At 66.9% G+C, this 23,658-nt stretch carries 20 protein-coding genes and 2 pseudogenes; 10 read left to right on the top strand and 12 right to left on the bottom strand.

The window, feature by feature from the left end:
* Window positions 1-15 precede the first annotated feature (15 nt).
* Both AC5Y47_RS12145 and AC5Y47_RS12140 read left to right on the top strand, forming a co-directional pair.
* Window positions 16-1,176: a winged helix DNA-binding domain-containing protein gene (locus AC5Y47_RS12145; RefSeq protein ID WP_499944232.1), complete on the top strand. Its 1,161-nt coding sequence runs from the start codon at window positions 16-18 to the stop codon at window positions 1,174-1,176.
* Window positions 1,177-1,209: 33 nt separating this feature from the next.
* Window positions 1,210-2,094: a DMT family transporter gene (locus AC5Y47_RS12140; RefSeq protein WP_499944230.1), complete on the top strand. Its 885-nt coding sequence runs from the start codon at window positions 1,210-1,212 to the stop codon at window positions 2,092-2,094.
* Here AC5Y47_RS12140 and uvrA read toward each other — a convergent pair.
* Entirely contained in the window at window positions 2,084-4,993 is a 2,910-nt protein-coding gene (gene uvrA / locus AC5Y47_RS12135; protein ID WP_499944229.1) for an excinuclease ABC subunit UvrA, read from the bottom strand. The genes AC5Y47_RS12140 and uvrA overlap by 11 nt on opposite strands.
* Window positions 4,994-5,112: 119 nt before the next feature.
* Here uvrA and AC5Y47_RS12130 point away from each other — a divergent pair, with 119 nt between their 5' ends.
* The gene (locus AC5Y47_RS12130; RefSeq protein ID WP_499944226.1) at window positions 5,113-5,790 is read left to right on the top strand and encodes an MBL fold metallo-hydrolase; all 678 of its coding nucleotides are present in this window, start codon (window positions 5,113-5,115) and stop codon (window positions 5,788-5,790) included.
* 10 nt (window positions 5,791-5,800) lie between these two features.
* On the opposite strand, the gene AC5Y47_RS12125 is transcribed toward AC5Y47_RS12130, so the two are convergent.
* Window positions 5,801-6,241 (bottom strand): universal stress protein, encoded by a 441-nt coding sequence (locus AC5Y47_RS12125; RefSeq protein ID WP_499944225.1) that lies wholly within the window; start codon window positions 6,239-6,241, stop codon window positions 5,801-5,803.
* Window positions 6,242-6,431: 190 nt separating this feature from the next.
* On the opposite strand from AC5Y47_RS12125, the gene AC5Y47_RS12120 reads away from it, so the two are divergent.
* Entirely contained in the window at window positions 6,432-8,021 is a 1,590-nt protein-coding gene (locus AC5Y47_RS12120; protein WP_499944224.1) for a mannosyltransferase, read from the top strand.
* Here AC5Y47_RS12120 and AC5Y47_RS12115 read toward each other — a convergent pair.
* The 3 genes from AC5Y47_RS12115 to AC5Y47_RS12105 form a co-directional block, all read right to left on the bottom strand.
* Window positions 8,010-9,413 (bottom strand): MFS transporter, encoded by a 1,404-nt coding sequence (locus AC5Y47_RS12115; protein WP_499944223.1) that lies wholly within the window; start codon window positions 9,411-9,413, stop codon window positions 8,010-8,012. The two genes, AC5Y47_RS12120 and AC5Y47_RS12115, sit on opposite strands and share 12 nt — an antisense overlap.
* Window positions 9,410-11,566 (bottom strand): excinuclease ABC subunit UvrB, encoded by a 2,157-nt coding sequence (gene uvrB / locus AC5Y47_RS12110; protein ID WP_499944222.1) that lies wholly within the window; start codon window positions 11,564-11,566, stop codon window positions 9,410-9,412. The genes AC5Y47_RS12115 and uvrB overlap by 4 nt, the downstream gene beginning before the upstream one ends.
* 82 nt (window positions 11,567-11,648) lie before the next feature.
* Window positions 11,649-13,595 carry a serine/threonine-protein kinase gene (locus AC5Y47_RS12105; protein WP_499944221.1) on the bottom strand — a complete coding sequence of 649 codons (1,947 nt, stop codon included), beginning with the start codon at window positions 13,593-13,595 and terminating at the stop codon, window positions 11,649-11,651.
* Between the two features lie 76 nt (window positions 13,596-13,671).
* Here AC5Y47_RS12105 and AC5Y47_RS12100 point away from each other — a divergent pair.
* The 3 genes and pseudogenes from AC5Y47_RS12100 to AC5Y47_RS12090 all read left to right on the top strand — a co-directional run.
* Window positions 13,672-14,565 (top strand): annotated as a pseudogene (locus AC5Y47_RS12100) (FHA domain-containing protein); the annotation flags it as partial.
* A gap of 135 nt (window positions 14,566-14,700) precedes the next feature.
* Window positions 14,701-15,198, top strand: a pseudogene (locus tag AC5Y47_RS12095) (ABC transporter ATP-binding protein); the annotation flags it as partial.
* 12 nt (window positions 15,199-15,210) lie between these two features.
* The gene (locus AC5Y47_RS12090; protein ID WP_499944254.1) at window positions 15,211-16,284 is read left to right on the top strand and encodes an ABC transporter permease; all 1,074 of its coding nucleotides are present in this window, start codon (window positions 15,211-15,213) and stop codon (window positions 16,282-16,284) included.
* Here the strand turns inward: AC5Y47_RS12090 and AC5Y47_RS12085 are convergent.
* Window positions 16,274-16,747 (bottom strand): Rv1443c family protein, encoded by a 474-nt coding sequence (locus AC5Y47_RS12085; protein WP_499944220.1) that lies wholly within the window; start codon window positions 16,745-16,747, stop codon window positions 16,274-16,276. The two genes, AC5Y47_RS12090 and AC5Y47_RS12085, sit on opposite strands and share 11 nt — an antisense overlap.
* Window positions 16,748-16,807: 60 nt before the next feature.
* Here AC5Y47_RS12085 and AC5Y47_RS12080 point away from each other — a divergent pair, with 60 nt between their 5' ends.
* The gene (locus AC5Y47_RS12080) at window positions 16,808-17,449 is read left to right on the top strand and encodes a TetR/AcrR family transcriptional regulator (protein WP_499944219.1); all 642 of its coding nucleotides are present in this window, start codon (window positions 16,808-16,810) and stop codon (window positions 17,447-17,449) included.
* Window positions 17,450-17,524: 75 nt separating this feature from the next.
* Window positions 17,525-17,965, top strand: coding sequence for a ribonuclease FAU-1 family protein (locus tag AC5Y47_RS12075; protein ID WP_499944218.1), 441 nt, complete (start codon window positions 17,525-17,527; stop codon window positions 17,963-17,965).
* Window positions 17,966-17,981: 16 nt separating this feature from the next.
* On the opposite strand, the gene AC5Y47_RS12070 is transcribed toward AC5Y47_RS12075, so the two are convergent.
* The 3 genes from AC5Y47_RS12070 to AC5Y47_RS12060 form a co-directional block, all read right to left on the bottom strand.
* Window positions 17,982-18,434 carry a hypothetical protein gene (locus AC5Y47_RS12070; protein WP_499944217.1) on the bottom strand — a complete coding sequence of 151 codons (453 nt, stop codon included), beginning with the start codon at window positions 18,432-18,434 and terminating at the stop codon, window positions 17,982-17,984.
* Window positions 18,435-18,446: 12 nt separating this feature from the next.
* Entirely contained in the window at window positions 18,447-18,995 is a 549-nt protein-coding gene (locus AC5Y47_RS12065) for a hypothetical protein (protein WP_499944216.1), read from the bottom strand.
* Between the two features lie 73 nt (window positions 18,996-19,068).
* Window positions 19,069-19,224, bottom strand: coding sequence for a DUF6131 family protein (locus AC5Y47_RS12060; RefSeq protein ID WP_499944215.1), 156 nt, complete (start codon window positions 19,222-19,224; stop codon window positions 19,069-19,071).
* 114 nt (window positions 19,225-19,338) lie between these two features.
* Between AC5Y47_RS12060 and AC5Y47_RS12055 the strand changes: the two genes are divergently transcribed.
* Complete coding sequence (locus tag AC5Y47_RS12055) at window positions 19,339-19,995, top strand: LuxR C-terminal-related transcriptional regulator (protein ID WP_499944214.1); 657 nt, start codon at window positions 19,339-19,341, stop codon at window positions 19,993-19,995.
* Here AC5Y47_RS12055 and AC5Y47_RS12050 read toward each other — a convergent pair.
* The 3 genes from AC5Y47_RS12050 to rpsA are packed head-to-tail and all read right to left on the bottom strand — an operon-like array spanning window position 19,949 to window position 23,623.
* Complete coding sequence (locus tag AC5Y47_RS12050; protein WP_499944212.1) at window positions 19,949-20,947, bottom strand: DUF2889 domain-containing protein; 999 nt, start codon at window positions 20,945-20,947, stop codon at window positions 19,949-19,951. The two genes, AC5Y47_RS12055 and AC5Y47_RS12050, sit on opposite strands and share 47 nt — an antisense overlap.
* Window positions 20,948-20,951: 4 nt before the next feature.
* Window positions 20,952-22,166, bottom strand: a complete 1,215-nt coding sequence (gene coaE, locus AC5Y47_RS12045; RefSeq protein ID WP_499944211.1) for a dephospho-CoA kinase — start codon at window positions 22,164-22,166, stop codon at window positions 20,952-20,954.
* A gap of 11 nt (window positions 22,167-22,177) precedes the next feature.
* Window positions 22,178-23,623 carry a 30S ribosomal protein S1 gene (gene rpsA, locus AC5Y47_RS12040; protein WP_499944210.1) on the bottom strand — a complete coding sequence of 482 codons (1,446 nt, stop codon included), beginning with the start codon at window positions 23,621-23,623 and terminating at the stop codon, window positions 22,178-22,180.
* Window positions 23,624-23,658: the final 35 nt, after the last annotated feature.

Genomic DNA, 23,658 nt, shown 5'->3' with positions numbered 1-23,658 from the left:
CCAACCCTGCTGACCATGCGCAAATTCAGCGTCGCGGAACGACGGAACCGGTTGGCGCGCAGGCATTTCCTCGCCACACCCGGTTCGGCGACGCGGGTCACCGCCGGCCTGGTCGGATTGCATGCCACCGACCCGGCGACGCCTTACCTGTCGCTGTGGGCACGTTGTCCGGATTTCGTCACCGCCGACCTCGATCGGTCGCTGTACCAACGACGTTCTGCGGTCAAGCAATTGGCCATGCGGCGGACGTTGTGGTTGGTCAACGCCGACGACCTGCCACTGGTGCAATCGGCGGCCAGCGCCGCGGTAGCGGCCAACGAGCGACGCCGCCTGGTCGCCGATCTGCACAAAGCCGGAGTGACCACTGACGGCAACGCGTGGCTGGACCGGGCCTGTGCGGCCGTGCTCGGTCAGTTGGCCGAGCACGGTCCGTGCAGCAGCAGTGAATTGCGGGCCGCGTTGCCCGAATTGGCCGGTAGCTACGACCCGGCACCCGGAAAGCGTTGGGGTGGTTCGGTTCCGCTGGCCCCCCGGGTACTGACGGTGCTCTCGGCGCACGGCCACGTCGTTCGCGGCCCCAACGACGGAGGGTGGACCGTGTCGCGACCGCGGTGGAGTAGGGCCGAGGATTGGTTCGTCGAGGCCGGGGACCCCGTCCCCGAAGGTGTGGCGCGCGCTGAATTGACCCGACGCTGGCTGCGCACGTTCGGACCCGCCACCATGACCGACCTCAAGTGGTGGTTCGGCGCCACGTCGACGGCGACCCGGGTGGCTCTGGCCGCCATCGGTGCGGTCGAGGTAGATCTGCACGGCAATCCTGGTTACGCGCTGGCCGACGACCTCGGCACCGAACAGACGCCGCCGCCGTGGGCCGCGCTGTTGCCGGGTCTGGACCCCACCACCATGGGCTGGTCGGACCGGGACTGGTACCTGGGCGAACATCGTGACCAGGTTTTCGACCGCAACGGCAACGCCGGCCCGACCGCGTGGTGGAACGGACGGATCGTGGGCGGCTGGTGTCAGGACGGGAACGCGCGCGTGCATCTGCAGCTGCTGGAAGATCCCGGGGACGACGCCCGGCGCGCACTGCAGCGGCGCGCCAACGAACTCACCGCTTGGCTGGACGGCGTACGCGTCAGCCCCCGCTTCCCGTCGCCGCTATCGAAGGCGCACTGAGTCAGTTGCCCCGGCACGGGGTATGTGCCGCGCATGGATTGGCTCGTTTCGCATGCAGCGGCCATCGGTTCGGCGTTGCTGGCGTCGTTGATGGCGGCACTGGGCATTGTCGTCCGGCAGGCCGCACTGCAACGGTCCGGGCAGGACGCGTCTACCGCTGCGACCGTGCTTCGCGACCGATTGTGGTGGGCGGGGACGGCGGCGGCCGTCGCTGGATATGCGTTTCAGGCGGTGGCGCTGGCGAACGGGTCCCTACTGTTGGTGCAGCCGCTGCTGGTGTCTTCGCTGCTGTTCGTGCTGCCGCTCAGTGCCCGGCGATCCGGAGATCGGGTGACCGGCGCCGAGTGGGGGTGGGCGACGCTGCTGACCGCGGCGCTGGCAATCTTCGTGCTGGAGGGCCAACCTCGGGAAGGGCACTACCGGCCACCCGTGCCGGCGTGGACGATGGCGCTGGCCGTGGTGGTGCCGGTCTTCGTGATCTGTGTGCTGGTGGCGCGCCGCACCGTGGACAGAACCCGGTCCGCATCGCTGGGGGTCGCGGTGGCGGTGGGCCTGGGTTTGATCGCCGTGCTGACCAAGATCTGCACCCACCGGTTCGAGCTGGGCGGCTGGCATGCCCTGCTGACCGTCCCGGCGCCGTATCTGCTTGTCGCACTGGCGGTCTTGGTGACCGTGCTGCAGCAGTGGGCGTTCAAGGCCGGGGCGTTGCAGGCGTCCGTCCCGATCATGTTGGTCGGCGAACCGGTTGTCGCGGTGCTGCTCGGCGTTGTCGTGCTGGGCGAGGTGCTGACTGTGCACGGTGTCGGGTTCGTCGCACTGCCGGCCGCGGTGGCGGCGATGCTGGCGGCCACGATCGCGCTGGGCCGCGGCGAGGGCGCTCAGACCGAACGGGCAGCTTCCCAGCCGCTCAGGCGCTGACCTTGCGTCGCTTGGCGCCCCGTCGCGGGGCGATGGGCGCGGAGGTGATCACCTCGGCCAGGAACTTGCCGGTGTAGCTTTCCGGCACTGCCGCGACGTCCTCCGGAGTGCCTTGCGCGACAACGGTTCCGCCGCCGGCACCGCCCTCGGGACCCATGTCGACGATCCAGTCCGATGTCTTGATCACGTCCAGGTTGTGCTCGATGACGATCACCGTGTTGCCCTTGTCGACAAGACCGCTGATGACCTTCAGCAGTTTGCGGATGTCGTCGAAATGCAGACCCGTGGTCGGCTCGTCCAGGATGTACACGGTGCGCCCGGTCGACCGCTTCTGCAACTCCGAGGCCAACTTCACCCGCTGCGCCTCGCCGCCGGACAGCGTCGGCGCGGGCTGGCCGAGCCGCACGTACCCCAGCCCGACGTCGACCAGGGTGCGCAGATAGCGATGGATGCCCGAGATCGGCTCGAAGAACTCCGCCGCCTCCTCGATGGACATGTCCAGCACCTCGGCGATGGTCTTGCCCTTGTAATGCACCTCGAGGGTTTCCCGGTTGTAGCGGGCACCCTGGCACACCTCGCACGGCACGTACACGTCGGGCAGGAAGTTCATCTCGATCTTGATGGTGCCGTCGCCGGTGCACGCCTCGCAGCGACCACCCTTGACGTTGAAGGAGAACCGCCCGGGTTGATAGCCGCGGACCTTGGCCTCGGTGGTGGCCGCGAACAGGGTGCGGATCTTGTCGAACACCCCGGTGTAGGTGGCCGGGTTGGACCGCGGCGTGCGGCCGATCGGCGACTGGTCGACCCGGACCAGCTTGTCCAGGTGGTCGAGTCCGGTGACGCGGGTGTGCCGGCCGGGCACTTGACGGGCACCGTTGAGCTTGTTGGCCAGCACCGCCGCCAGGATGTCGTTGACCAGCGTGGACTTGCCCGAACCGGACACCCCGGTCACCGAGGTCAACACCCCGAGCGGGAACGACACGTCGATGCCCCGCAGATTGTGCTCTCGCGCCCCGACGACGGTGAGCTGACGTTTCGCATCGACCGGTCGTCGCACGGCCGGCAACTCGATGCTCTCCCGGCCGGAAAGGTAAGCGCCGGTGAGAGATTCTTTGTTGCGCAACAGCTCTGGATACGGTCCGCTGTGCACGATGCGACCACCGTGCTCGCCGGCGCGGGGGCCGATGTCGACGATCCAGTCAGCGTGTTCGATGGTGTCCTCGTCGTGCTCGACGACGATCAGCGTGTTGCCCAGATTCTTCAACCGGGTGAGCGTTTCGATGAGTCGCCGATTGTCGCGCTGGTGCAAACCGATGGACGGTTCGTCCAGCACGTAGAGCACGCCCACCAGTCCGGAGCCGATCTGAGTGGCCAGGCGGATGCGTTGTGCCTCACCGCCGGACAGCGTGGCTGCCGCCCGCGACAGCGACAGGTATTCCAGGCCGACGTCGAGCAGGAAGCCCAGCCGCGACTGGATTTCCTTGAGCACCTGCCCGGCGATCGCCTGCTCGCGGGTGCCCAGCGTGAGCGCGTTCAGGAAGTCCGCGCAGTCGGCGATGGACAGTTCGCAGACCTCGGCGATGGACTTCGGTCCCAACTCCCCCGCCGCCAGTGAGACCGCCAGGATCTCCGGCTTGAGCCGGGTGCCCTCGCAGACCGGACACGGGATGTCCCGCATGAAGCCCTCGTAACGCTCCTTCATTTGCTCGGACTCGGTCTGAGCCATCTTGCGTTGCAGGAACGCCAGCACACCCTCGAAGTCGGCGTAGTAGGAGCGGGTGCGTCCGTAACGGTTGCGGTACCGCACGTGCACCTGCTCGTCGCAGCCCTCCAGGATCGCCTTGCGCGCCTTGGCAGGCAGCTTGCGCCATGGGGTGTTGACGTTGAAGCCCATGGCGTCGCCCAGCCCGGCCAGCATCCGGGTGAAGTACTCCGCGGTGTGTCCCGTCGACCACGGCGCCACCGCGCCCTCGGCCAGTGTGAGCTCCGGGTCGGGAACCACCAGGTCGGGGTCGACTTCTTTGCGGATGCCCAATCCCACGCACTCGGGGCAGGCGCCGTAGGGCGAGTTGAACGAGAACGACCGGGGCTCCAGGTCGTCCACGGCCAGGGAATGCCCGTTGGGGCAAGCCAGTTTCTCGGAGAACCGCTGTTCGCGGGGCCGGTCATGTTCGTCGCGATCGTCGGGGAATTCCAGGACGACGATGCCGTCGGCCAGGTTCAGCGCGGTCTCCACCGAGTCGGTCAGCCGCTGCTTGGCGGTCGCCTTGACGGTGAGCCGATCGATTACCACCTCGATGTCGTGCTTTTCCTGCTTCTTCAGCTTGGGCGGGTCGGTCAACGGATGCACCACGCCGTCCACCCGCACCCGGCTGTAGCCCTGGGCGTTCAGCTTGTCGAACAGGTCGGCGAACTCCCCCTTGCGGGTGCGTACCACCGGGGCCAGCACCAGGAAACGGGTGCCCTCGTCCATCGCCAGCACCTGGTCGACGATTTGCTGGGGTGTCTGGCGCGCGATCCGCTCACCGCAGACCGGGCAGTGCGGGGTGCCGGCGCGGGCATACAACAGGCGCAGGTAGTCGTACACCTCGGTGATGGTCCCGACGGTGGACCGCGGGTTGCGGTTGGTCGACTTCTGGTCGATGGACACCGCCGGCGACAGGCCCTCGATGAAGTCGACGTCCGGCTTGTCCATCTGCCCCAGGAACTGGCGGGCGTAGGCGGACAGCGACTCCACGTAGCGACGCTGCCCTTCGGCGAAGATCGTGTCGAACGCCAGTGAGGACTTGCCCGACCCGGACAGGCCGGTGAACACGATCAGCGCGTCCCGAGGTAGGTCGAGGTCGACGCTGCGCAGGTTGTGTTCGCGCGCACCTTTGACGACGAGGCGGTCGGCCACGCTGCCCCTTTCAGCAAAATCGTGTGCTGCCCTGCCATGACGGTTCGGTCATGGCGCAGGCCGTATTCCATGCTAGGTGTCTGCCCCGACAAGCCACCGGGCCAGTAGCGTGACCGGGTATGACAGCCCCTAGCGACAACTACACCGGCCACGTCGAGCCCGGTACCGCGGCCAGGCGTTCGCTGCCCGGCGCGACGATCCTCAAAGCCTCGGTCGGCCCTATGGACAACAACGCCTACCTGGTGACGTGTTCCGCGACCGGGGAAACGTTGCTGATCGATGCCGCGAACGACGCCCAAACGCTGCTTGATCTGATCCGAGAATACGCGCCGCAGGTGTCGCTGATCGTGACCAGCCACCAGCACTTCGACCACTGGCAAGCCCTCGAAGCGGTGGCCTCAGAAACCGGTGCGCCGACGGCCGCGCACGAGATCGACGCCGACCCGCTGCCGGTCAAGCCGGACCGTTTGTTGGCCAATGGCGACACGGTGCAGATCGGCGAGCTGACGTTCGACGTCATCCACCTGCGCGGGCACACACCGGGATCCGTGGCGCTGGCCCTGGACGGACCCGCGACCGGCGGGGTCACGCAACTGTTCACCGGCGACTGCCTGTTTCCGGGCGGCGTCGGAAAAACATGGCAGCCGGGCGACTTCGAGCAGTTGCTCGACGACGTCTCCACCCGGGTTTTCGACGTCTACGACGACACCACCGTCATCTATCCCGGTCACGGCGACGACACGGTGCTGGGCACCGAGCGCCCGCACCTGGCCGAATGGCGCGAGCGCGGCTGGTGAGGTCCGCTTTCTAGGTGGTGTGCACGATCAGCACGTCGACCTTGGCCTTGCGTGACACGTTGGCGGGCACCGAGCCCAGCAGTCGGCCCGCGATCGTGCTCAAGCCGACGTTGCCGACCACCAGCAGATCGGCTTTCTCCGATTCGGCGAGGTGCACCAGGGCGTCCACCGGCGCACCCTCGATGGCGCGTTCGTCGACGTTCTTCGCACCGGCGTTGTGCGCCCGTTCCTTGGCGGTCTGCAGGATGTCGTAGATCGGGGCAGTGCCCGTCACCTTGTAGCTCTCTTCCTTCAACGCGTCGACGGCGCGGGCATCGTCGTGCTGGGGCAGGTAGGCCGAGGCGATGATCAGTTTGGCGTCCGCTCCGGCGATTTTGGCCGCCCTCTCTACCGCGCGCAGCGACGAATCCGAGCCGTCGGTCCCTACGACCACGGTTTGATAGGCGCTCATTTACCCTCCCAGGTGTCGGTTTCCGCCAACCCAAGACAGTATCGCGTTGCTGGACGTAGATGGGAGAGATTTGCGGCGTGGCAGCCCTCACCCTGCCGTCGCGAATGCCGCACAGATCACGTCCGCACGATCTCAGACCCTCATGCCCGCGCACTGACACACGGCGCGGCACCTAAAGTTGAACACCGACATGTCTGTGACGATCGTGGAGAATCCCCTGGCAGACGGCGCAGATCCGGCGCCGTCCGCACATTCGCGGGGCCGCTTTGTCGACCCGTGGGCGATCGCCGCGCTGGCGACGCTCGTCAGCGGCGCTTGGGCCGCGCGACCGTCACTGTGGTTCGACGAGGGTGCGACGATCTCGGCGTCTGCCAGCCGCACCCTGCCCGAGTTGTGGAAGTTGCTGGGCCATATCGACGCCGTCCACGGGCTGTACTACCTGCTCATGCACGGCTGGTTTGCGATCTTCCCGCCGACCGAATTCTGGTCCCGCGTCCCCAGCGCGCTGGCCGTGGGAGCCGCCGCCGCCGGGGTGGTGGTCTTCACCAAGCAGTTGGCACCTCCGGCTGCGGTGGGGTCAGGCCGGACCCTGGCGCTGTGCGCGGGCGTGATCTTCGCCATCCTGCCCCGGGTGACCTGGGCGGGCATCGAGGCCCGCTCCTCGGCGCTGTCGGTGACCGCCGCGGTCTGGCTGACGGTGCTGCTGGTCACCGCGCTACGCCGGAACAGCCCCGGCCGGTGGATCGCCTACGCGCTGACGTTCATGCTGTCCATCCTGATCAGCATCAATCTGGGTCTGTTGATCACGGTCTACGCCGCGCTGCTTCCGCTGTTGCTGCCGAAGGGATCTCGCCGTTCTCCAGCCATCTGGCTGGCCATCAGCTCGCTGGTCGCACTCGGCGCGATGACGCCGTTCGCGATGTTCGCGCACGGCCAGATATTTCAGGTCGGCTGGATCGCCGGGCTGACCCGAAATCTCTTCCTCGACGTAGTACACCGGCAGTACTTCGACTACAGCGTCCCGTTCGCCGTCCTGTCGGGTGTCACCATCCTGGTAGCGATCGCCGTTCACCTGCGCAACGGCTACGGGCCTGCCGGCACCCGGCAGCTGGTGCTCGCCTGCGTCGCGTGGGTGGCCATTCCGACGGCCGCGGTACTGATCTACTCGGCGACCATCGAGGCGATCTACTATCCGCGCTACCTCATCTACACCACACCCGCCGCGGCCATCCTGCTGGCGGTCTGCATCCTCACGGTCGCCCGCAAGCGATGGCTCATCGTCGGTCTCGTCGTGGCATTCGCTGTCGCCGCATTCCCGAACTACTACTTCAAACAGCGCGGCCCGTACGCCAAGGAGGGGTGGGACTACAGCCAGGTGGCGGACGTCATCAGCGCGCACGCCGCGCCGGGCGACTGCCTGCTGGTGGACAACACGGTGCCCTGGCGGCCCGGTCCGATCCGGGCGCTGCTGGCCACTCGCCCGGCAGCTTTCCGGTCCCTGATCGACGTCGAGCGGGGGTTCTATGGACCCAAGGTCGGTGCGTTGTGGGACGGCCACGTCGCCGTGTGGCTGACGACCGCCAAGATCAACAAATGCACCACCTTGTGGACGATCACCAACCGCGACAGTTCGTTCCCGGATCATGAAGCGGGACAGTCACTTTCGCCGGGTAAAGCGTTCGGGCGCGCCCCGGTCTACCAGTTCCCCGGCTATCTGGGCTTCCACATCGTCGAGCGGTGGCAATTCCACTATTCGCAGGTAGTCAAGTCAACTCGCTGACCGGTCGCGCCGGCTGGCCTTCATCGACGCGATGAACCCGGCGGCGGCCAGCACGGTGAACACCGCGTAGAGCCAGCGGGCCGCGGCAAGTTCGCCGCCGGGGGCGTTGTTGACCACGACGCCGGCGATACCGGCGCCCATGGCCGCGGAGATCACCTGCACGGTGTTGATCGCCGCGGCAGCCGCCCGTCCCTCGGACGGATCGTCGACGGACTCCATCGCGCGCACGGACAGGTGCGGCCAGGCCATCCCGATGCCGGTACCTGCGATCAGCAAGGCCAGCGCCCAGACCACCACCACACCGGTCGGGGCGTCGGCGCGCTGAGTGACCGCCGCCAGGGCCAGACCCGCCGCCATCACCAGCGGTGCGACCGCGACGACGTATCCGACCCGGCGCGGCTGCTGCACCGACGCGCTGACGATCTCGCTGACCGTCCAGCCGACAGCGAGCGCGGCACCCAGGAACCCGGCGACGACGGGAGACAGATGTCCCAACCGTTGACCGAACAACGGCACGTAGGTATCGACCAGCACCGCCATCATCTGCACGGCCATGGTCAGGTAGATCCAGCGCAGCGGCCCGGCTCCGAAAACGCTGGGCGGCAAGACGCCGCCGCTGCGCCGGTCCACCGCGACGAACACGCCGACCAGCAACACCGCCGCTACCAGCAGACCGGCGGTGGCGGCGATGTGACGCGGAAGCTGCGCGACGCTGATGGCCAGCGCGGCGGCACCCATCAGCACCAGCGACCAGATCGGCACCCGGACTCGGGCATCCTGGGCCGTCTCGTCGCGCGGGTCCGAGGCGGGCAGCGCGACGGGCACCAGGATCGCCAGCAATGCCGGCAGGATCGCCATGGCGCCGAACGCCCACCGCCACAACCCGAACTGCGCGAACAGTCCCCCGGCCGCCGGGCCGATCACGGTCGCGACGCCCCACATCGCCGACACCAGTGCCGAGGCGCGTGTCCACAGCGATTTGGGCAGGGTGGAGTTGATCAGCGCGTAACCCAGACCCGCCAGCAGACCACCGGCCACCCCCTGCAGGGCGCGTCCGGCGATGAGGATCTGCATGTTCGGCGCCGCCGCACACACCACACTGGCGACACCGAACACCCCGAGCCCCGCCAGAAATGAGGTCCGCGCGCCGAAGCGCAGCAGCACGGTGTTGACGGTGGTCGCCGAGATCACCGAGCCGACCAGGTAAAGCGTGACCACCCACGCGTACAGGCGAGCACCGCCGATCTCGGTGATGGCGCTGGGCAGCAGGCTGACGGTCAGGAACTCGTTGGTGGCGTACAGCCCCACGCCGCCGGCCAGCACCGTCGACGTGCCCAGGTGCCGGGTGAGCAGCTCCCGCCAACTGCCGGTCCGGCCCGTCGTCGAGGTCACTTCAGACCGGCGGCGTCCATCCCCCGCAATTCCTTCTTGAGGTCGGCGATCTCGTCGCGGAACCGGGCCGCCAACTCGAACTGCAGGTCACGTGCGGCCGCCATCATCTGCGCGGTGAGGTCCTTGATCAGGTCGGCCAGCTCGGCGCGTGGCATGTTCGCGGTGTCGCGACCCTCGATCACACCGGCACTGACCGCACGGCCGGGCTCCCCCGGCGCCCGTCGACCGCGGGACGCGTTGCGGCCGGAGCCGCCGATCCCGACGTCGGTGTCGTCAGCTTCCCGGTACACCTGGTCGAGGATGTCGGCGATCTTCTTGCGCAGCGGCTGCGGGTCGATCCCGTGGGCCTCGTTGTAGGCCACCTGCTTGGCCCGGCGCCGCTCGGTCTCGTCGATGGCTTCTTTCATCGAGTCGGTGATCTTGTCGGCGTACATGTGCACTTCACCGGACACGTTGCGGGCGGCGCGGCCGATGGTCTGGATGAGGCTGCGGGTGGACCGCAGGAAGCCCTCTTTGTCGGCGTCGAGGATGGCCACCAGCGACACCTCCGGGAGGTCCAATCCCTCCCGCAGCAGGTTGATGCCCACCAGTACGTCGTACTCGCCCAGCCGTAACTGCCGCAGCAACTCCACGCGGCGCAGCGTGTCGACCTCCGAGTGCAGGTAACGGACCCTGATGCCCATCTCCAGCAGGTAATCGGTGAGGTCTTCGGCCATCTTCTTGGTCAGCGTCGTCACCAGCACCCGCTCGTCGGCGTCGGTGCGTTTGCGGATCTCGCCGATCAGGTCGTCGATCTGCCCCTTGGTCGGCTTGACCACGACCTTCGGGTCCACCAGGCCGGTCGGGCGGATCACCTGCTCGACGAACTCCCCGCCGGTCTGGCTCAGCTCGTACGGCCCGGGGGTGGCCGACAGGTACACCGTCTGACCGATGCGGTCGGCGAACTCCTCCCAGGTCAGCGGTCGGTTGTCGACCGCCGACGGCAGCCGGAAGCCGTATTCGACGAGGTTGCGCTTGCGTGACATGTCGCCCTCGTACATTCCGCCGATCTGCGGCACGGTGACGTGCGACTCATCGATGACCAGCAGGAAATCTTCCGGGAAGTAGTCCAGCAACGTCGCCGGAGCCGATCCGGCCGGCCTCCCGTCTATGTGACGCGAGTAGTTCTCGATGCCCGAACAGAACCCGACCTGCCGCATCATCTCGATGTCGTAGTTGGTGCGCATCCGCAGCCGCTGCGCCTCCAGCAGCTTGCCCTGACCCTCCAGCTCGGACAACCGGTCGGCCAGCTCCTGCTCGATGGTGGAGATCGCCTGCGCCATGCGTTCCGGGCCCGCGACGTAGTGGGTAGCCGGGAAGATCCGCAGGGAGTTGACCTGCCGGATCACCTCGCCGGTCAGCGGATGCAGGTAGTACAGCGCCTCGATCTCGTCGCCGAAGAACTCGATGCGGACCGCCAGCTCTTCGTAGGACGGAATGATCTCCACGGTGTCGCCGCGCACCCGGAAGGAGCCCCGGGTGAAGGACAGGTCGTTGCGGGTGTACTGCACGTCCACCAGCAGCCGCAGCAATCCGTCCCGGGGTACCTCGTTGCCCACCTGCAGTTCGACGGACCGGTCCAGGTAAGACTGCGGTGTGCCCAGACCGTAGATGCAGGACACCGAGGCCACCACCACCACGTCCCGCCGGGACAACAGCGACGACGTCGCGGAGTGCCGTAGCCGCTCCACGTCGTCGTTGATCGAGCTGTCCTTCTCGATGTAGGTGTCGGTCTGCGCGATGTACGCCTCGGGTTGGTAGTAGTCGTAGTAGGAGACGAAATACTCGACGGCGTTGTGCGGCAACATCTCCCGCAGCTCGTTGGCCAGCTGTGCGGCCAGCGTCTTGTTGGGCGCCATCACCAGGGTGGGGCGTTGCAGACGTTCGATCAGCCAGGCGGTGGTGGCCGACTTGCCGGTGCCGGTCGCGCCGAGCAGCACCACGTCATGCTCGCCGGCTTTGATACGCCGCTCGAGCTCGTCGATGGCGGCCGGCTGGTCGCCGGCGGGTTGGTGGGGGCTGACCACGTCGAAGCGGGCGCCGGTGCGGACGATCTCGTCGACGGCGCGGTATTCCGAGTGGGCGACTACTGGGTATTCGGTGGCGAAAGCCATAGCACCAGGGTAAAACCAGGCACCGACAAGCTTTGTTCCCGCTGGTCCCGCGCGCTCGCGCCCGGCCGGGGCGAACAGGGTGCTACTTGTGCCGGCTCCACATCCGGCTCACCGGATCGCATTCGATCAGGTACCCGTCGTTGGAGGCCGACATCGCGAACACCGGGATGTCCGGCTTGTCGCAGGACGTGCCGGCGGCGTGCACGCCGGCGGTGATCGGCGCTCTACCCCAGGTGTTGCCTTCGCACACCACCTGTTCGTTGCTGGTCTGGTCATAGCCGAGCTTGTCGACGTCCGAGCACATCCCACCCAGGACCGGTGGCGACGGACGGGTGCCGGGGGCGGCCGCAGCGCGGATCGCCTGCGCGGGATCGGTCAGCGTCACCCCGGCCGGCACGTCGCCGACCCGGGTCGCGACCACCGGCACCCGGAGCACCGCGCCCTGCGCACCGCACTCACCGCTGCGGACGGTTTCGGTCTGCACACCGCGCAGGGTTCCGTCAGGCTGCGGTGCCAGGGACAACGCCACCGTTTCCTGCTGCGCCGCCTTCGCCGGCCCGTTGGCCTGGCGGCAGCCGACCCGCTGCTGTTCCGGCGAACCCTGCCAATACCCGGCGACGAACCGCAATGTGTCGCTCTGGCCGCCGTCGGCGGTGTCGGCCACCTGGTGGGTGGCCTCATCGAGTGCCACGCCGGTGGCCGCGCATCCGTTGGTGGTGCACACACTGTGGAACGCCCACCAGACGGTGCTGACGCTGTCGTGCCGGATGGATGTGCCGTTCGTCGTGCGCTTGGTGCGGTCGAAATCCAAACGGTAGGTGCCGTCGAGAACCTTCGCCGGGGTCGCCGCGACCGGGACTGCCGGCGCAGCAGCGACGGATGGCGCAGCGGCAGGCCGCGCCGCCAGCGCCGGGGTGGGCTGGGCGTTTTCCGGCTGGAAACTGTAGAGGGTCGACCAGGTCGCCGCGACCGCGATCAGCACCGCACCCACGACTGCCGCCGCCATCCGGATCCGCGGCGATACTCGTCGGGTCGACTTCGTCTGCCCCACAACATATTTGCCCTCAACCGACCCGTCTTGCACCGCCGCCGAAACGGCGTCGGCAAAGTTCCGGCACCGGTCGAAACGAGCCTCCGGTTTCTTGGCCAGTGCCTGCGCGAAGATGTCGTCCAGGCATGCCAGCTCCGGCCGGTAGTCACTGACCCGGGGCGGATCGTCGTGCAGGTGTTGGCTGATGACCGCGACCGGGTTGGCGTGCCGGAACGGCGGCGCACCGGTGAGTAGGTGAAATGCCGTGGCGGCCAACGCATATTGGTCTGCACGGCGGTCGATGTTGGCACCCGCCAGCTGCTCGGGAGCCGCGTAGGCTACCGTTCCCACCGCGGCGTTGGTCTGGGTGATCCCACTGATATCGGCCAGATGGCGGGCAACACCGAAGTCCGCCAACAGAATCCGGCGTTCATCCCCGTCGGGGTGGGTGAGCAGGATGTTGGCGGGCTTGACGTCACGGTGCAGCAGTCCCCGATCATGGGCGTAATCGAGTGCTCCGGCGACCGCAGCCAGGATGGCGCAGACGTCGCTCGTCGGCATCCCCTGCGGGTGTGACTCTTTGACCAGGCGGGCGGCGTCGGTGCCCTCCACGTAGTCCATCGATATCCAGAGCTGGCCGTCGAACTCGCCTCGGTCGTGCACTCCGACGATGTGGGGATGCCACAGTGTCGCTGCGAGATCGGCTTCCCTGTCGAATCTTTCGCGGAACTCGCTGTTCGAGGTGATGGTCTGGGCGAGGACTTTGATCACGTCGCGGCGCGGTAGCCGCGGATGCAACGCGAGATAGACCTCGGCCATTCCGCCGACGCCCAACTGGCGCAGGATCGTGTAACCGGCGAAGGACGCACCCCGGGTCAGTTCAGAACGCTCGGCCGGCGGCGGCACCGGCGTGATGCGTTGCCGGAGGCGCCCGATAGGCGTCGTCAAGACGCGCCGCCCGGCGTCGAAACGCCGGGCCGCGCCTGATCGATGGTCCATCCGTCGTCGCCTCCCCTCCAAGGCATGATGCACGAAAGGTGTTGGCGCAGGGGCGGTTGCAAGCTGTGAAACAGCTATGTATGGCTCCGTGCGAGACATAGCAACGTCACAGCTGAGTCACAACCAGCAACATCCAACGGCACCGATACTGGTGGTCGTGAATCGACCAGCACCGCCGGCGTTGACCATTCGGCATGACGGTTCCCAATGTTCCTTCGCCGCAGGCTACGAGGTTGTCGTGGGTCGTGATCTGCAGGCCGACCTGCGCATCCCGGACCCACGGATCTCCCGCGCGCACCTGATCGTGCGTTTCGACCGCGGCCGTTGGCTGGCCATCGACAACGGCTCGCTCAACGGCACCTATGTCAATGGCTATCGGATGCCGGTAGTGGACCTGCATGACGGCCAGAGCGTCAATGTCGGCAATCCCGCCGGACCACGACTCACCTTCGAGATCGGTCGGCAGGCAGGCCTTTCCCCGCGTCCGCGCAGCGCGTTCAGCAACTCCAGGGCAAGCCACGACAGCGGTCCCCCGACCCTGGCCTGGTCGACCATCCCGCCGCGACCGGCACACCCTCGGTCAAACGGGCGTCCGCTGCCGCCGTGGCCTCAAGAGGAGGCCACCAGCGTCGACATCGCGCCACCACCGCCGCCGGCCGAACTCACCGTGATCGACGCCAGGTCAGCGGATATGTCGAACCTGGCGACCAGGATGGTCAGGGTCCTCGCGCCACGCTCGATTGCGACCCCGAGACCGGCCTCGAAACCAGCCCCTGTCAAGACAATCGGCCGCGCCAGCGACAACGACATCGTCGTCTCCGACGTCCTGGCCTCCCGCAGGCACGCGACGCTGCGGCCGACCCCGTTGGGCGCCGAGATCGAGGATCGCAGCATCAACGGCACGTTCGTCAACGGCACCCGGGTCGGCTCGGCGATCCTGTCCGAGGGAGACGTCGTCACGATCGGCAACGTCGACCTGGTGTGGCACGAGGACACCCTGGTGCCGCGCAGCGAAACCGAGTCTCGCACCGGCGGACTCGAGGTGCGCGGCGTGGACTACACCGTCGACGGCGGCAAACAACTGCTCGACGCCATCTCGCTCACCGCGCGGCCGGGCACGTTGACCGCGGTGATCGGCGGGTCGGGTGCCGGCAAGAGCACGTTGGCCAGGCTGATCGCCGGCTACGTCCGGCCCAGCAAGGGTTCGGTCAGCTTCGAGGGACACGACATTCACGCCGAATACGCGTCGTTGCGCAGCCGGATCGGCATGGTGCCGCAGGACGACGTCGTGCACCGCCAGCTCACCGTGCATCAGGCGTTGGGCTACGCGGCGGAGCTGCGGCTACCGCCGGACACCAGCAAATCCGACCGCGCCCGGATCGTCGCCCAGGTACTGGACGAACTCGACCTGACCAAGCACGCTGACACCCGGGTGGACAAGCTGTCCGGGGGCCAGCGCAAGCGGGCCTCGGTGGCACTCGAACTGCTGACCGGCCCCTCCCTGTTGATCCTGGACGAGCCCACGTCGGGTCTGGATCCCGCGTTGGATCACCAGGTCATGACGATGCTGCGGCAGCTGGCCGACGCGGGCCGGGTGGTGATCGTCGTGACGCACATGCTGTCCTATCTGGATATCTGTGACCAGCTGCTGCTGGTGGCGCCCGGCGGAAAGACGGCCTATTGCGGGCCGCCCGACCAGATCGGCGGGGCGATGGGCACCACCAACTGGGCCAAGATCTTCAGCCAGGTGGGCGCCGACCCCACCGAAGCGAATCGGCGGTTCCTGGCCCAGAACCAACCCCAGGACCGGTCCGGAACCGAAGCCGTGCCGGCCGACCTGGGCAAACCGGCGCAGACCAGTGTGCGGCGTCAGATCTCGACCGTCGCGCGGCGCCAGATCCGGCTGGTCTTTGCCGACCGCGCCTATTTCGTGTTCCTGGCGCTGCTCCCGTTTGCTTTGGGCGCGTTGTCGCTGACTGTCCCGGGCTCCAACGGGTTCCGCGTGGTCGGTGAGCACGGTGGGACACCCGACGAGTCCGCGCAGATCCTCAACCTGCTGCTGCTGGCCGCGGCCTTCATGGGCACCGCGTTGACGATCCGCGACCTGGTCGGCGAGCGGGCGATCTTCCAGCGTGAACAGGCGGTGGGACTGTCGACGACCGCCTATCTGTTGGCCAAGACCGCGGTGTTCTGTGCGTTCGCCGTGCTGCAGGCCGCGATCGCCACGACCATCGTGATCCTCGGGAAGGGCGGACCGACGCGTGGCGGCCTGGTGCTGGGTCACGGCAACTCGGCGGCGACCGTCGAGTTGTTCCTGGCGGTCGCCGGTACCTGCGTCGCGTCGGCCCTCCTGGGCTTGGCGATCTCGGCACTGGTGCGTTCCACCGAGCAGATCATGCCGCTGTTCGTGGTGTCGATCATGGCGCAGCTGGTGCTTTGCGGTGGGATGGTGCCGGTGACGAATCGGATTGTGCTGCAACAGGTTTCCACGGCGGTGCCGGCGCGCTGGGGTTATGCCGCGGCGGCGTCGACGGTCGACGTCAGGTCGCTGGTGCCGGGCTCGCTGCTTCCGCAGGACCGGTTCTGGCAGCACACTTCGCGGATCTGGCTGGTGGACATGGGCATGTTGGCCGGGTTGTCGGTGTTCTACGCGTGCTTCGTGCGGTGGAAGATTCGGCTCAGGCGGTAGCCGCGTCCGGCTCGGTGGTCATGTGTCGGCGCACGAGCTTGCGCCAACGCCGCTGCCGGTAGCGGTAGATCCCGGTCGCGACTTTGGCCACGACGGCGGTGGCGATGCCGGCGTCGATGTCGACGGTGTCGCTGTACCGGCACGAGTGTTCGTCGATCGGCTCGGTGTGCAGCGTGTGGTTCCAGGCCTTGAGCAGCCCACCGTGTTCCCGGGTGCGGATGGTGCGGGTGGCCTTGTCCACCTCGACGACGTCGATGGTGTGCCGATAGGCCGGGAAGAGATGAAATGCGACCAACCATCCGGTGCCGCGCTCCCCTTCCCGCAGGGGTTCGCTGCGTCCGGCCAGCGCGGGAAAGCCGAAGAGACCGCGGCAGACGTACAAGAACGTGGCCGGGGACAGCATCGCCGACCACACCCGGTCGGCATTGGTGGGCAACAATGTTTCGATATGGACAGTGCGCATCATCGGCTCCTCATCGCTGGTCCTGATTGTGCTGGTGAACGCGCCGAATGACTACTCGCTTTGACCAGGAGATGCCAGATCGCCCCGACTGATCGCTTCCGGCAGCGCAAGCAGCCCAAACAGGACCGCGCCACCGCGACCCGGCAACGGGTCCTGGACGCGGCGGCTCACATTTTCGCCGAGCACGGGTACTGCGCAGGGACCACCAACCGCATCGCCGAGCGCGCCGGGGTGTCGATCGGTTCGGTGTACCAGTACTTTCCGAACAAGGACGCCATCTTGCGCGCCTTGATGGACGCACACGTCGACGCCGGGATGCGCCTATTCAACGAGCGGCTGTCGGCCGGCCTGCCGCCGCGACTGGACGACACCCTGCGGCTGTTCGTCCGCGCGGCCATCGACAACCACCGTGACGATCCGCGGCTGCACCGCGTGCTGTTCGAAGAGGCACCGCGGGCACCGGCATTCCTGGATCGGTTGCACGAACTGGAACGGCTCAGTGTCGAGACGATCAGTTGGGTTCTCGATCAGCATTCCCATCCCCAGAGCGGACTGCACGCCCAGATCGTCGTCGCCACCATCGATTCCCTGGTGCACCGCCTGATCACGGCAGCCGAACCCGTCGATTTCCAAACGGCCGAAGACGAAATCGTCGCCTTGCTCACCCGCTACCTCGAGGCTCCCGCCTCAGAGCACCGGTAGGGGGTCCCCATCCATCCGCCCAAGCACGAGACGTTCGACCTGGCCGCCCGCATCAACATCGACCCAAAAGGCATCGTGCGGGCGGTCGACGAGTACACGGTGCTGCCCTGGGGGCTGTATCTGGCGCGACCCACCCCGGGCCGGGAGCAGTTCCGCTACCTCGAATCGTGGCTGTTGCCGTCATTGGGGTTGCGCGCCAGCGTGTTTCATTTCAATCCCGGACACGAGCGCGATCACGACTACTACCTGGATGTGGGTGAGTACACGCCGGGACGGACGGTCTGGCGATCCGAAGACCACTACCTGGATATCGAGGTCCGGACCGGGCGTGGGGTTGAGTTGGCCGACGTCGACGAGTTGCTGGACGCGGTGCGGCAGAACTTGCTGACTGCCGAGGCGGCGGAGTTGGCGGTGCGCCGCGCGACATCCGCCATCGAGGGCCTGGCCGCCAACGACTACGACCTGACACGCTGGCTCTCCGCCGCCGGTATGGAACTCACCTGGCGGCGGAGATAGCCGACGACACGTTTTTTCAGACTGCCAGCAGCCGCTCGAAGAACTCGCGGTAGTGCATCAGCGCCAGCCGCAGGTCCTCGGTGGAGGCTTCCTGTCCGCGCGCCCACTGCTCTTCCAGTCGCGAACGGGCTTGGGCGAAGCTGGATGTCAGCTGATCGACCAGGTCGGAGACCAGGACGTCGGCCTTTTGGACGCAGTCCTTGGGGTCGTCGACGAATGCCGCCTGCACCGCGGCCCAGCGCCCGCGCAGTTCGGTGAGGTCGTCCTCGGCGAACAACGTTTCCTCCGTTGCCGATTCGTGACGAACCGGGGCCTCGGCAGGCGGCTCGGCCAGTGTCTCCATCTGCTCGTCCCCGGCGACCGGGGGGTTCGTCGCCGGTGGCTGTTCAGCCACAGGCGCTGTCGCCGTGGGATTTTGGGTCTCGCCGTAGGCGTCGGGGACCCGTGCTTGCTGCTCGTGCGTAGTCATGCGCTTGCCTCCTTAGGCATCTGTGGTTTCGAGCAACTTCTCGAACAGTGCGCGGTAGTGCACGAACGCTTCGCGCTGCTGCTCGGTGTCGACATCACCGCGCTGCTGGGCCAGGTGGATGTTGTGAGCGGCGCGGTAGTTTTCGACGATCTGCGGGTGGTCGACGGAGATGTCAGCTGCCCGCTGGTCGAAATCGTCTACGGGATAACCCCGTTCGCGCATCACGTCGGTCACCAGCCGGTCGGCGACGCCGACCGCGGTCGCCGGGTTGTCGACGAACCCGGTCTGCACCTGGTGCCAGCGGTTACTGAAGTCCGACAGTGCCGACGGCGTCAGCGGAACGATGTCGAGTTTCTTGCGATTCTGTTCCCGTGCGGTGAGTTCGTGCTCAGCCGCCTTCGAGTCGCCGGTCTCGGACACCAGACGTTCGTACTCGTTGCCATAGTGCTGCTTGAGCCGCTCGGTTTTCCTGCGGCTGCTCGCCAGACTCGCTAAAACAATGACCGCGGCGACCACCAGAACGACGAGGACCGCAATCAAAATCCATTGCCAGAGAGCCATTTTCTGCTCCTCTCGTACTCATGTCGAATAACCGCCGCGGACCCGGAGCAAACGTCTCCGGGCCCGGCGGATGTCAGTAGTAGTGCCTGCGGCCGCCGACGGCGCGTCCCATCGAACCGAGAACGGCCAGGATCGCACCGATGACGAGCAGGATGATGCCGAGTGTCCAGACGATGGAAATCTTGAAGACGAATCCAACGACCAGCAGGACGATGCCAAGAATGATCACGATGAGCCCTCCTTCGGGCGATGGCCGGTTGAACGGTTGAGGTCCCGATGCTGATGAGTCCAACACCCTTAAGGGGGGTAGCAATACACCCCTAGGGAGGTAATCTTGCGCGGTATGCCACCGCCGATCATCATTGCGCTGGTTGACGACTACGACGTCGTCGTCAAAGGCGTCGCCAACATGCTCGACCCCTACCGCGACCGCGTCGTCATCGCCGAACTCGACTCCACCATGCCGGTGAAGGACGCGGTCGACATCGTCTTGTACGACTCATTCGCCCAGCCCGAATCCGACCACGACGAGATCGAGGTGTTGGTCGCCAACAAGCGCGCAAGCCGAGTTGTGGTCTACACGTGGAACTTTCACCCCGACCTGGTCGAGAGCGCCCGACACAAGGGAGCCCACGGCTACCTGTCCAAGACGCTGCCCGCCCGGGAGCTGGTCGCCGCGTTGGAGGCCGTCCACTCCGGCGAAGTGGTCGTCAGCGATGTCCCGGCCCGAGCGCGCAGCGCACCCGGGCTCGATTGGCCGGGCCGCGGCGAGGGACTCAGCGACCGCGAGGCTGAGATCCTGGCCCTGATCACGCAGGGCAAGAGCAACGCCGACGTCGCCCGGCTGACCTATCTCAGTCCCAACACGGTCAAGTCCTACATCCGGACGATCTATCGCAAGATCGGCGTCGGCAGCCGTACCCAGGCGGTGCTATGGGGCGTGGACCACGGCTTCACTCCGGATCATCACCGGATCGAGCACTGGCGCGGCGGCCCGTAACCGGCAACAAGGCGTCCAGGTCCGCGATCGCCCGCAGAGTGTCGTTCAGATGTGTGCAGGTGCTGGTGCCGACGAATTCCACACGGACGCGGTCACGTAACTCCTCGAGCGCCATGCCCTGGATGCGCGCCGCGCTGCCGATGGCGCCGGGGCACTCCTGCCAGGGCAACACCCGCACCTCGGCACGCACCGACGCGATGGTCCGCGTTGTGGTGTCGACGGTGCCGGCGACCGTGTACTCGTGCACGATCGTCTCGACGACGTCGTCGTCCATGTGCGAGTCCCGGAAGTGGGCGTCGAACCCCGCGTGGCCGCCGTTCAGCGGCCAGGTGTCGAGGCGACGGAACCGGCGCATCCCCCGCGCTCGCAGCGGTTCGACATCGTGCAGTCCCTCCAGCACCGGCGCCACCGGTCCGCGTCCGGTCGGGATGACATCGTGTTGCCGGGCGTAGCCGATCAACGATGCCTGCGGCGCGAAACCCGCGCAGATCCCGGCCATCCGGTCGGCGACACCAGGCGGCATCTTCTGCTCGATGCCCAAGACGATCGCCGCGTGTTGGATGGCGTATCCCGACACCAGGGCAGCACCGACCCAGTCGTCGAGCAGCAGATGAAGCAGGCTGGCCTCGTGCACGTCCTCGGGGAGCAGTTCGGTGACCACCGAACGGAAACCGCGCCCGACCCGACGTCCCCGCAGCGCTTCGAGGCGACCATCTCGCGGCGTCGACGAGATCTCGTCGATCACCTGGTCGATCAGGCGCGCGTTCATCCGGATCTCATCCAGCACCTTGTCGCCGCCCGCATCGCGAGCCCGCAGGTCGACCAACGATCCTCGCGTCTCGTCCGGATGGGTGTCGATGGTGCTGGTACGCCGGCGCCGACCGGCCACCAAGGGTGCCGCCCGCTCACCAACCGGCCGCCGCGGCCCGAGGATGTCCGTGACGAATGGCATGGAACTAGGGCTTCCAGCCGGTGCTGTCGGCCCACTGCCAGGCCCGCCGGTAGGCGTCGCGGAACCACGGTTCCTTGACGGTCGTATACCGGACGATGTCGCCGCCGCCCTCGTCCTCGGCTGCGCGCTTGGCCGCTGAATACTCTTCGCGCACATCGTCATTGGCTTTCAGCCAGTCGACGAACAGCAGCGCGAACTGCTGGTTGGGCCGCCCGTTGACCCGGATGTGCACGTTGGTCGGCCGGCCGGGGTCGGCTGAGGCGTGAATCCGCTTGTGCCACAACGCTGGATCATCGGAATGGTCGAAGCCCGGCACGGTGCTGCGCGCGTCGGACCTGGTGGTGTCCTGGGTGATGTGCTCAAGACGCGGATAGCCCGCCGCCAGCAGCGGTTCGACGAGTTCGTCTGCCACGTCGAACGATTCGACGGTGATCTGAATGTCGATGACGTCCTTGGCATCCAGGCCGGGCACCGCAGTAGAGCCGATGTGGTCGACTCGCAGAGCCCGGTGCCCGCAGGTGGTCTGCAACCGGTTGACGACGCGCCGGGCCTGGTCCGGCCAGGACGGGTCGGCCGGTGCCAGTCGCGCCTGCGCGCGGGCGTGCTCACGGCGAGTCAGATTGTGCGCGAACGGGACTATCCGGTTGTGCCACACATCCCGCGCCCGCTCGACCAGCTCATCCGGACTGCCCGAGTTGTCCAGCCAGATGTCGGCGACCTCACGGCGCTGCGCGTCGTCGGCTTGGGCGGCGATCCGTGCGCGTGCGTCGTCCTCGCTCATGCCGCGTAGCTCGACCAACCGACGCATCCGCACCTCTTCGTCGGCATGCACGATGATCACCAGCGGAAACAACGGCGCCATCCCGGATTCCACCAGCAGTGGGATGTCCTCCACCACAACGGCGTCCTGCGATACCGCGGCGATGATCTCGGCACGACGCTTGCCCACCAGCGGATGCACGATGCCGTTGAGCTTCTGACGCTGCTCCTCGTTGGCAAAAGCCTTGGCCGCCAACGCCGGCCGATCCAGAGCACCGTCGGGAAGCAGGATGTCCTCGCCGAACGCTTCGACCAGTGACGCCAATCCCTCGGTGCCCGGCTCGACTACCTCCCGGGCGATGACATCACCGTCGACGATGATGCCACCGCACTCCGAGAACGTCTTGGACAGCGCCGACTTGCCGGCACCGATCCCTCCGGTCAGACCGATGCGCAACATCCGGCGGCGAGTTAAGCGCTGCCGGCGAGCTTTTCGCGCAGCGCAGCCAACTGCGCGTCGCTGGCCAGCGACCCGCCCGCGGACTTCTCCGAGGAGCTGCTGCTGGACGACGACTGACCGCCGCCACCGTGGTCGGCCGCTTCGGCAGCGGCGAACTTCTCCATCTGGGTGGTGTGCATCTTGTGCCGGCGCTCGGCCTCGGCGTAGCGCGCTTCCCACTCGTTGCGCTGGGCGTCGAAACCTTCGATCCATTCGTTGGTTTCGGAGTCGAAGCCCTCGGGGAAGATGTAGTTGCCCTGCTCGTCGTAGCTGTCGGCCATGCCGTACTTGGCGGGGTCGAACTCTTCGGTGTAGTCCTCGTTGGCCTGCTTGAGCGACAACGAGATTCGACGACGCTCCAGGTCGATGTCGATGACCTTGACCATCGCGTCGTCGCCGACCGCGACCACCTGGTCGGGCACCTCCACGTGGCGCTCGGCCAGCTCGGAGATGTGCACCAGGCCCTCGATGCCCTCCTCGACCCGCACGAACGCACCGAACGGCACCAGCTTGGTGACCTTGCCGGGCACGATCTGGCCGATGGCGTGGGTGCGGGCGAAGTGGCGCCACGGGTCTTCCTGAGTTGCCTTCAGCGACAACGAAACCCGCTCGCGGTCCATGTCGACGTCGAGCACCTCGACGGTGACCTCGTCGCCCACCGTGACCACCTCGGACGGGTGGTCGATGTGCTTCCAGGACAGCTCGGAGACGTGCACCAGACCGTCCACACCGCCGAGGTCGACGAACGCGCCGAAGTTGACGATGGAGGAGACCACACCCTTGCGGATGGTGCCCTTCTGCAGCTGGTTGAGGAATTCGCTGCGCACCTCGGACTGGGTCTGCTCCAGCCAGGCGCGGCGGGACAACACCACGTTGTTGCGGTTCTTGTCCAGCTCGATGATCTTGGCTTCGATCTCTTTGCCGATGTAGGGCTGCAGGTCCCGGACGCGGCGCATCTCGACCAGGGACGCGGGCAGGAAACCACGCAGTCCGATGTCGAGGATCAGGCCACCCTTGACCACCTCGATGACGGTGCCCTTGACGGCCTCGTCCTTCTCCTTGAGCTCTTCGATGGTGCCCCAGGCGCGCTCGTACTGGGCGCGCTTCTTGGACAGGATGAGCCGGCCTTCTTTGTCCTCTTTCGTGAGAACCAGGGCCTCGACCTCATCGCCGACGGAAACGACCTCGTTGGGGTCGACGTCGTGCTTGATGGAGAGTTCGCGGGCGGGGATGACCCCTTCGGTCTTGTAGCCGATGTCGAGGAGCACCTCGTCCCGGTCCACTTTGACGATCGTGCCTTCGACGATGTCGCCGTCGTTGAAGTACTTGATCGTTTTGTCTATTGCGGCAAGAAAATCCTCGCTGGTGCCAATGTCGTTGACGGCTACTTGCGGCGAGGTGACGGTGGGACTCGGCATATTGTTGGGTTGCTCCGGACAGGGTTCATCGTAGG

The organism is Mycobacterium sp. NGS22 (assembly GCF_059813095.1).
This window is presented reverse-complemented; position numbering and strand designations above follow the sequence as displayed.

Excerpts from the sequence above, each read along its gene's own strand:
- AC5Y47_RS12145 (WP_499944232.1), top strand. The coding sequence starts at position 16 with ATGCGCAAATTCAGCGTCGCGGAACGACGGAACCGGTTGGCGCGCAGG.
- AC5Y47_RS12140 (WP_499944230.1), top strand. The coding sequence starts at position 1,210 with ATGGATTGGCTCGTTTCGCATGCAGCGGCCATCGGTTCGGCGTTGCTG.
- AC5Y47_RS12130 (WP_499944226.1), top strand. The coding sequence starts at position 5,113 with ATGACAGCCCCTAGCGACAACTACACCGGCCACGTCGAGCCCGGTACC.
- AC5Y47_RS12125 (WP_499944225.1), bottom strand. The coding sequence starts at position 6,241 with ATGAGCGCCTATCAAACCGTGGTCGTAGGGACCGACGGCTCGGATTCG.
- AC5Y47_RS12120 (WP_499944224.1), top strand. The coding sequence starts at position 6,432 with ATGTCTGTGACGATCGTGGAGAATCCCCTGGCAGACGGCGCAGATCCG.
- uvrB (WP_499944222.1), bottom strand. The coding sequence starts at position 11,566 with ATGGCTTTCGCCACCGAATACCCAGTAGTCGCCCACTCGGAATACCGC.
- AC5Y47_RS12105 (WP_499944221.1), bottom strand. The coding sequence starts at position 13,595 with ATGGACCATCGATCAGGCGCGGCCCGGCGTTTCGACGCCGGGCGGCGC.
- AC5Y47_RS12090 (WP_499944254.1), top strand. The coding sequence starts at position 15,211 with ATGCTGTCCTATCTGGATATCTGTGACCAGCTGCTGCTGGTGGCGCCC.
- AC5Y47_RS12085 (WP_499944220.1), bottom strand. The coding sequence starts at position 16,747 with ATGCGCACTGTCCATATCGAAACATTGTTGCCCACCAATGCCGACCGG.
- AC5Y47_RS12070 (WP_499944217.1), bottom strand. The coding sequence starts at position 18,434 with ATGACTACGCACGAGCAGCAAGCACGGGTCCCCGACGCCTACGGCGAG.
- AC5Y47_RS12065 (WP_499944216.1), bottom strand. The coding sequence starts at position 18,995 with ATGGCTCTCTGGCAATGGATTTTGATTGCGGTCCTCGTCGTTCTGGTG.
- AC5Y47_RS12055 (WP_499944214.1), top strand. The coding sequence starts at position 19,339 with ATGCCACCGCCGATCATCATTGCGCTGGTTGACGACTACGACGTCGTC.
- AC5Y47_RS12050 (WP_499944212.1), bottom strand. The coding sequence starts at position 20,947 with ATGCCATTCGTCACGGACATCCTCGGGCCGCGGCGGCCGGTTGGTGAG.
- coaE (WP_499944211.1), bottom strand. The coding sequence starts at position 22,166 with ATGTTGCGCATCGGTCTGACCGGAGGGATCGGTGCCGGCAAGTCGGCG.
- rpsA (WP_499944210.1), bottom strand. The coding sequence starts at position 23,623 with ATGCCGAGTCCCACCGTCACCTCGCCGCAAGTAGCCGTCAACGACATT.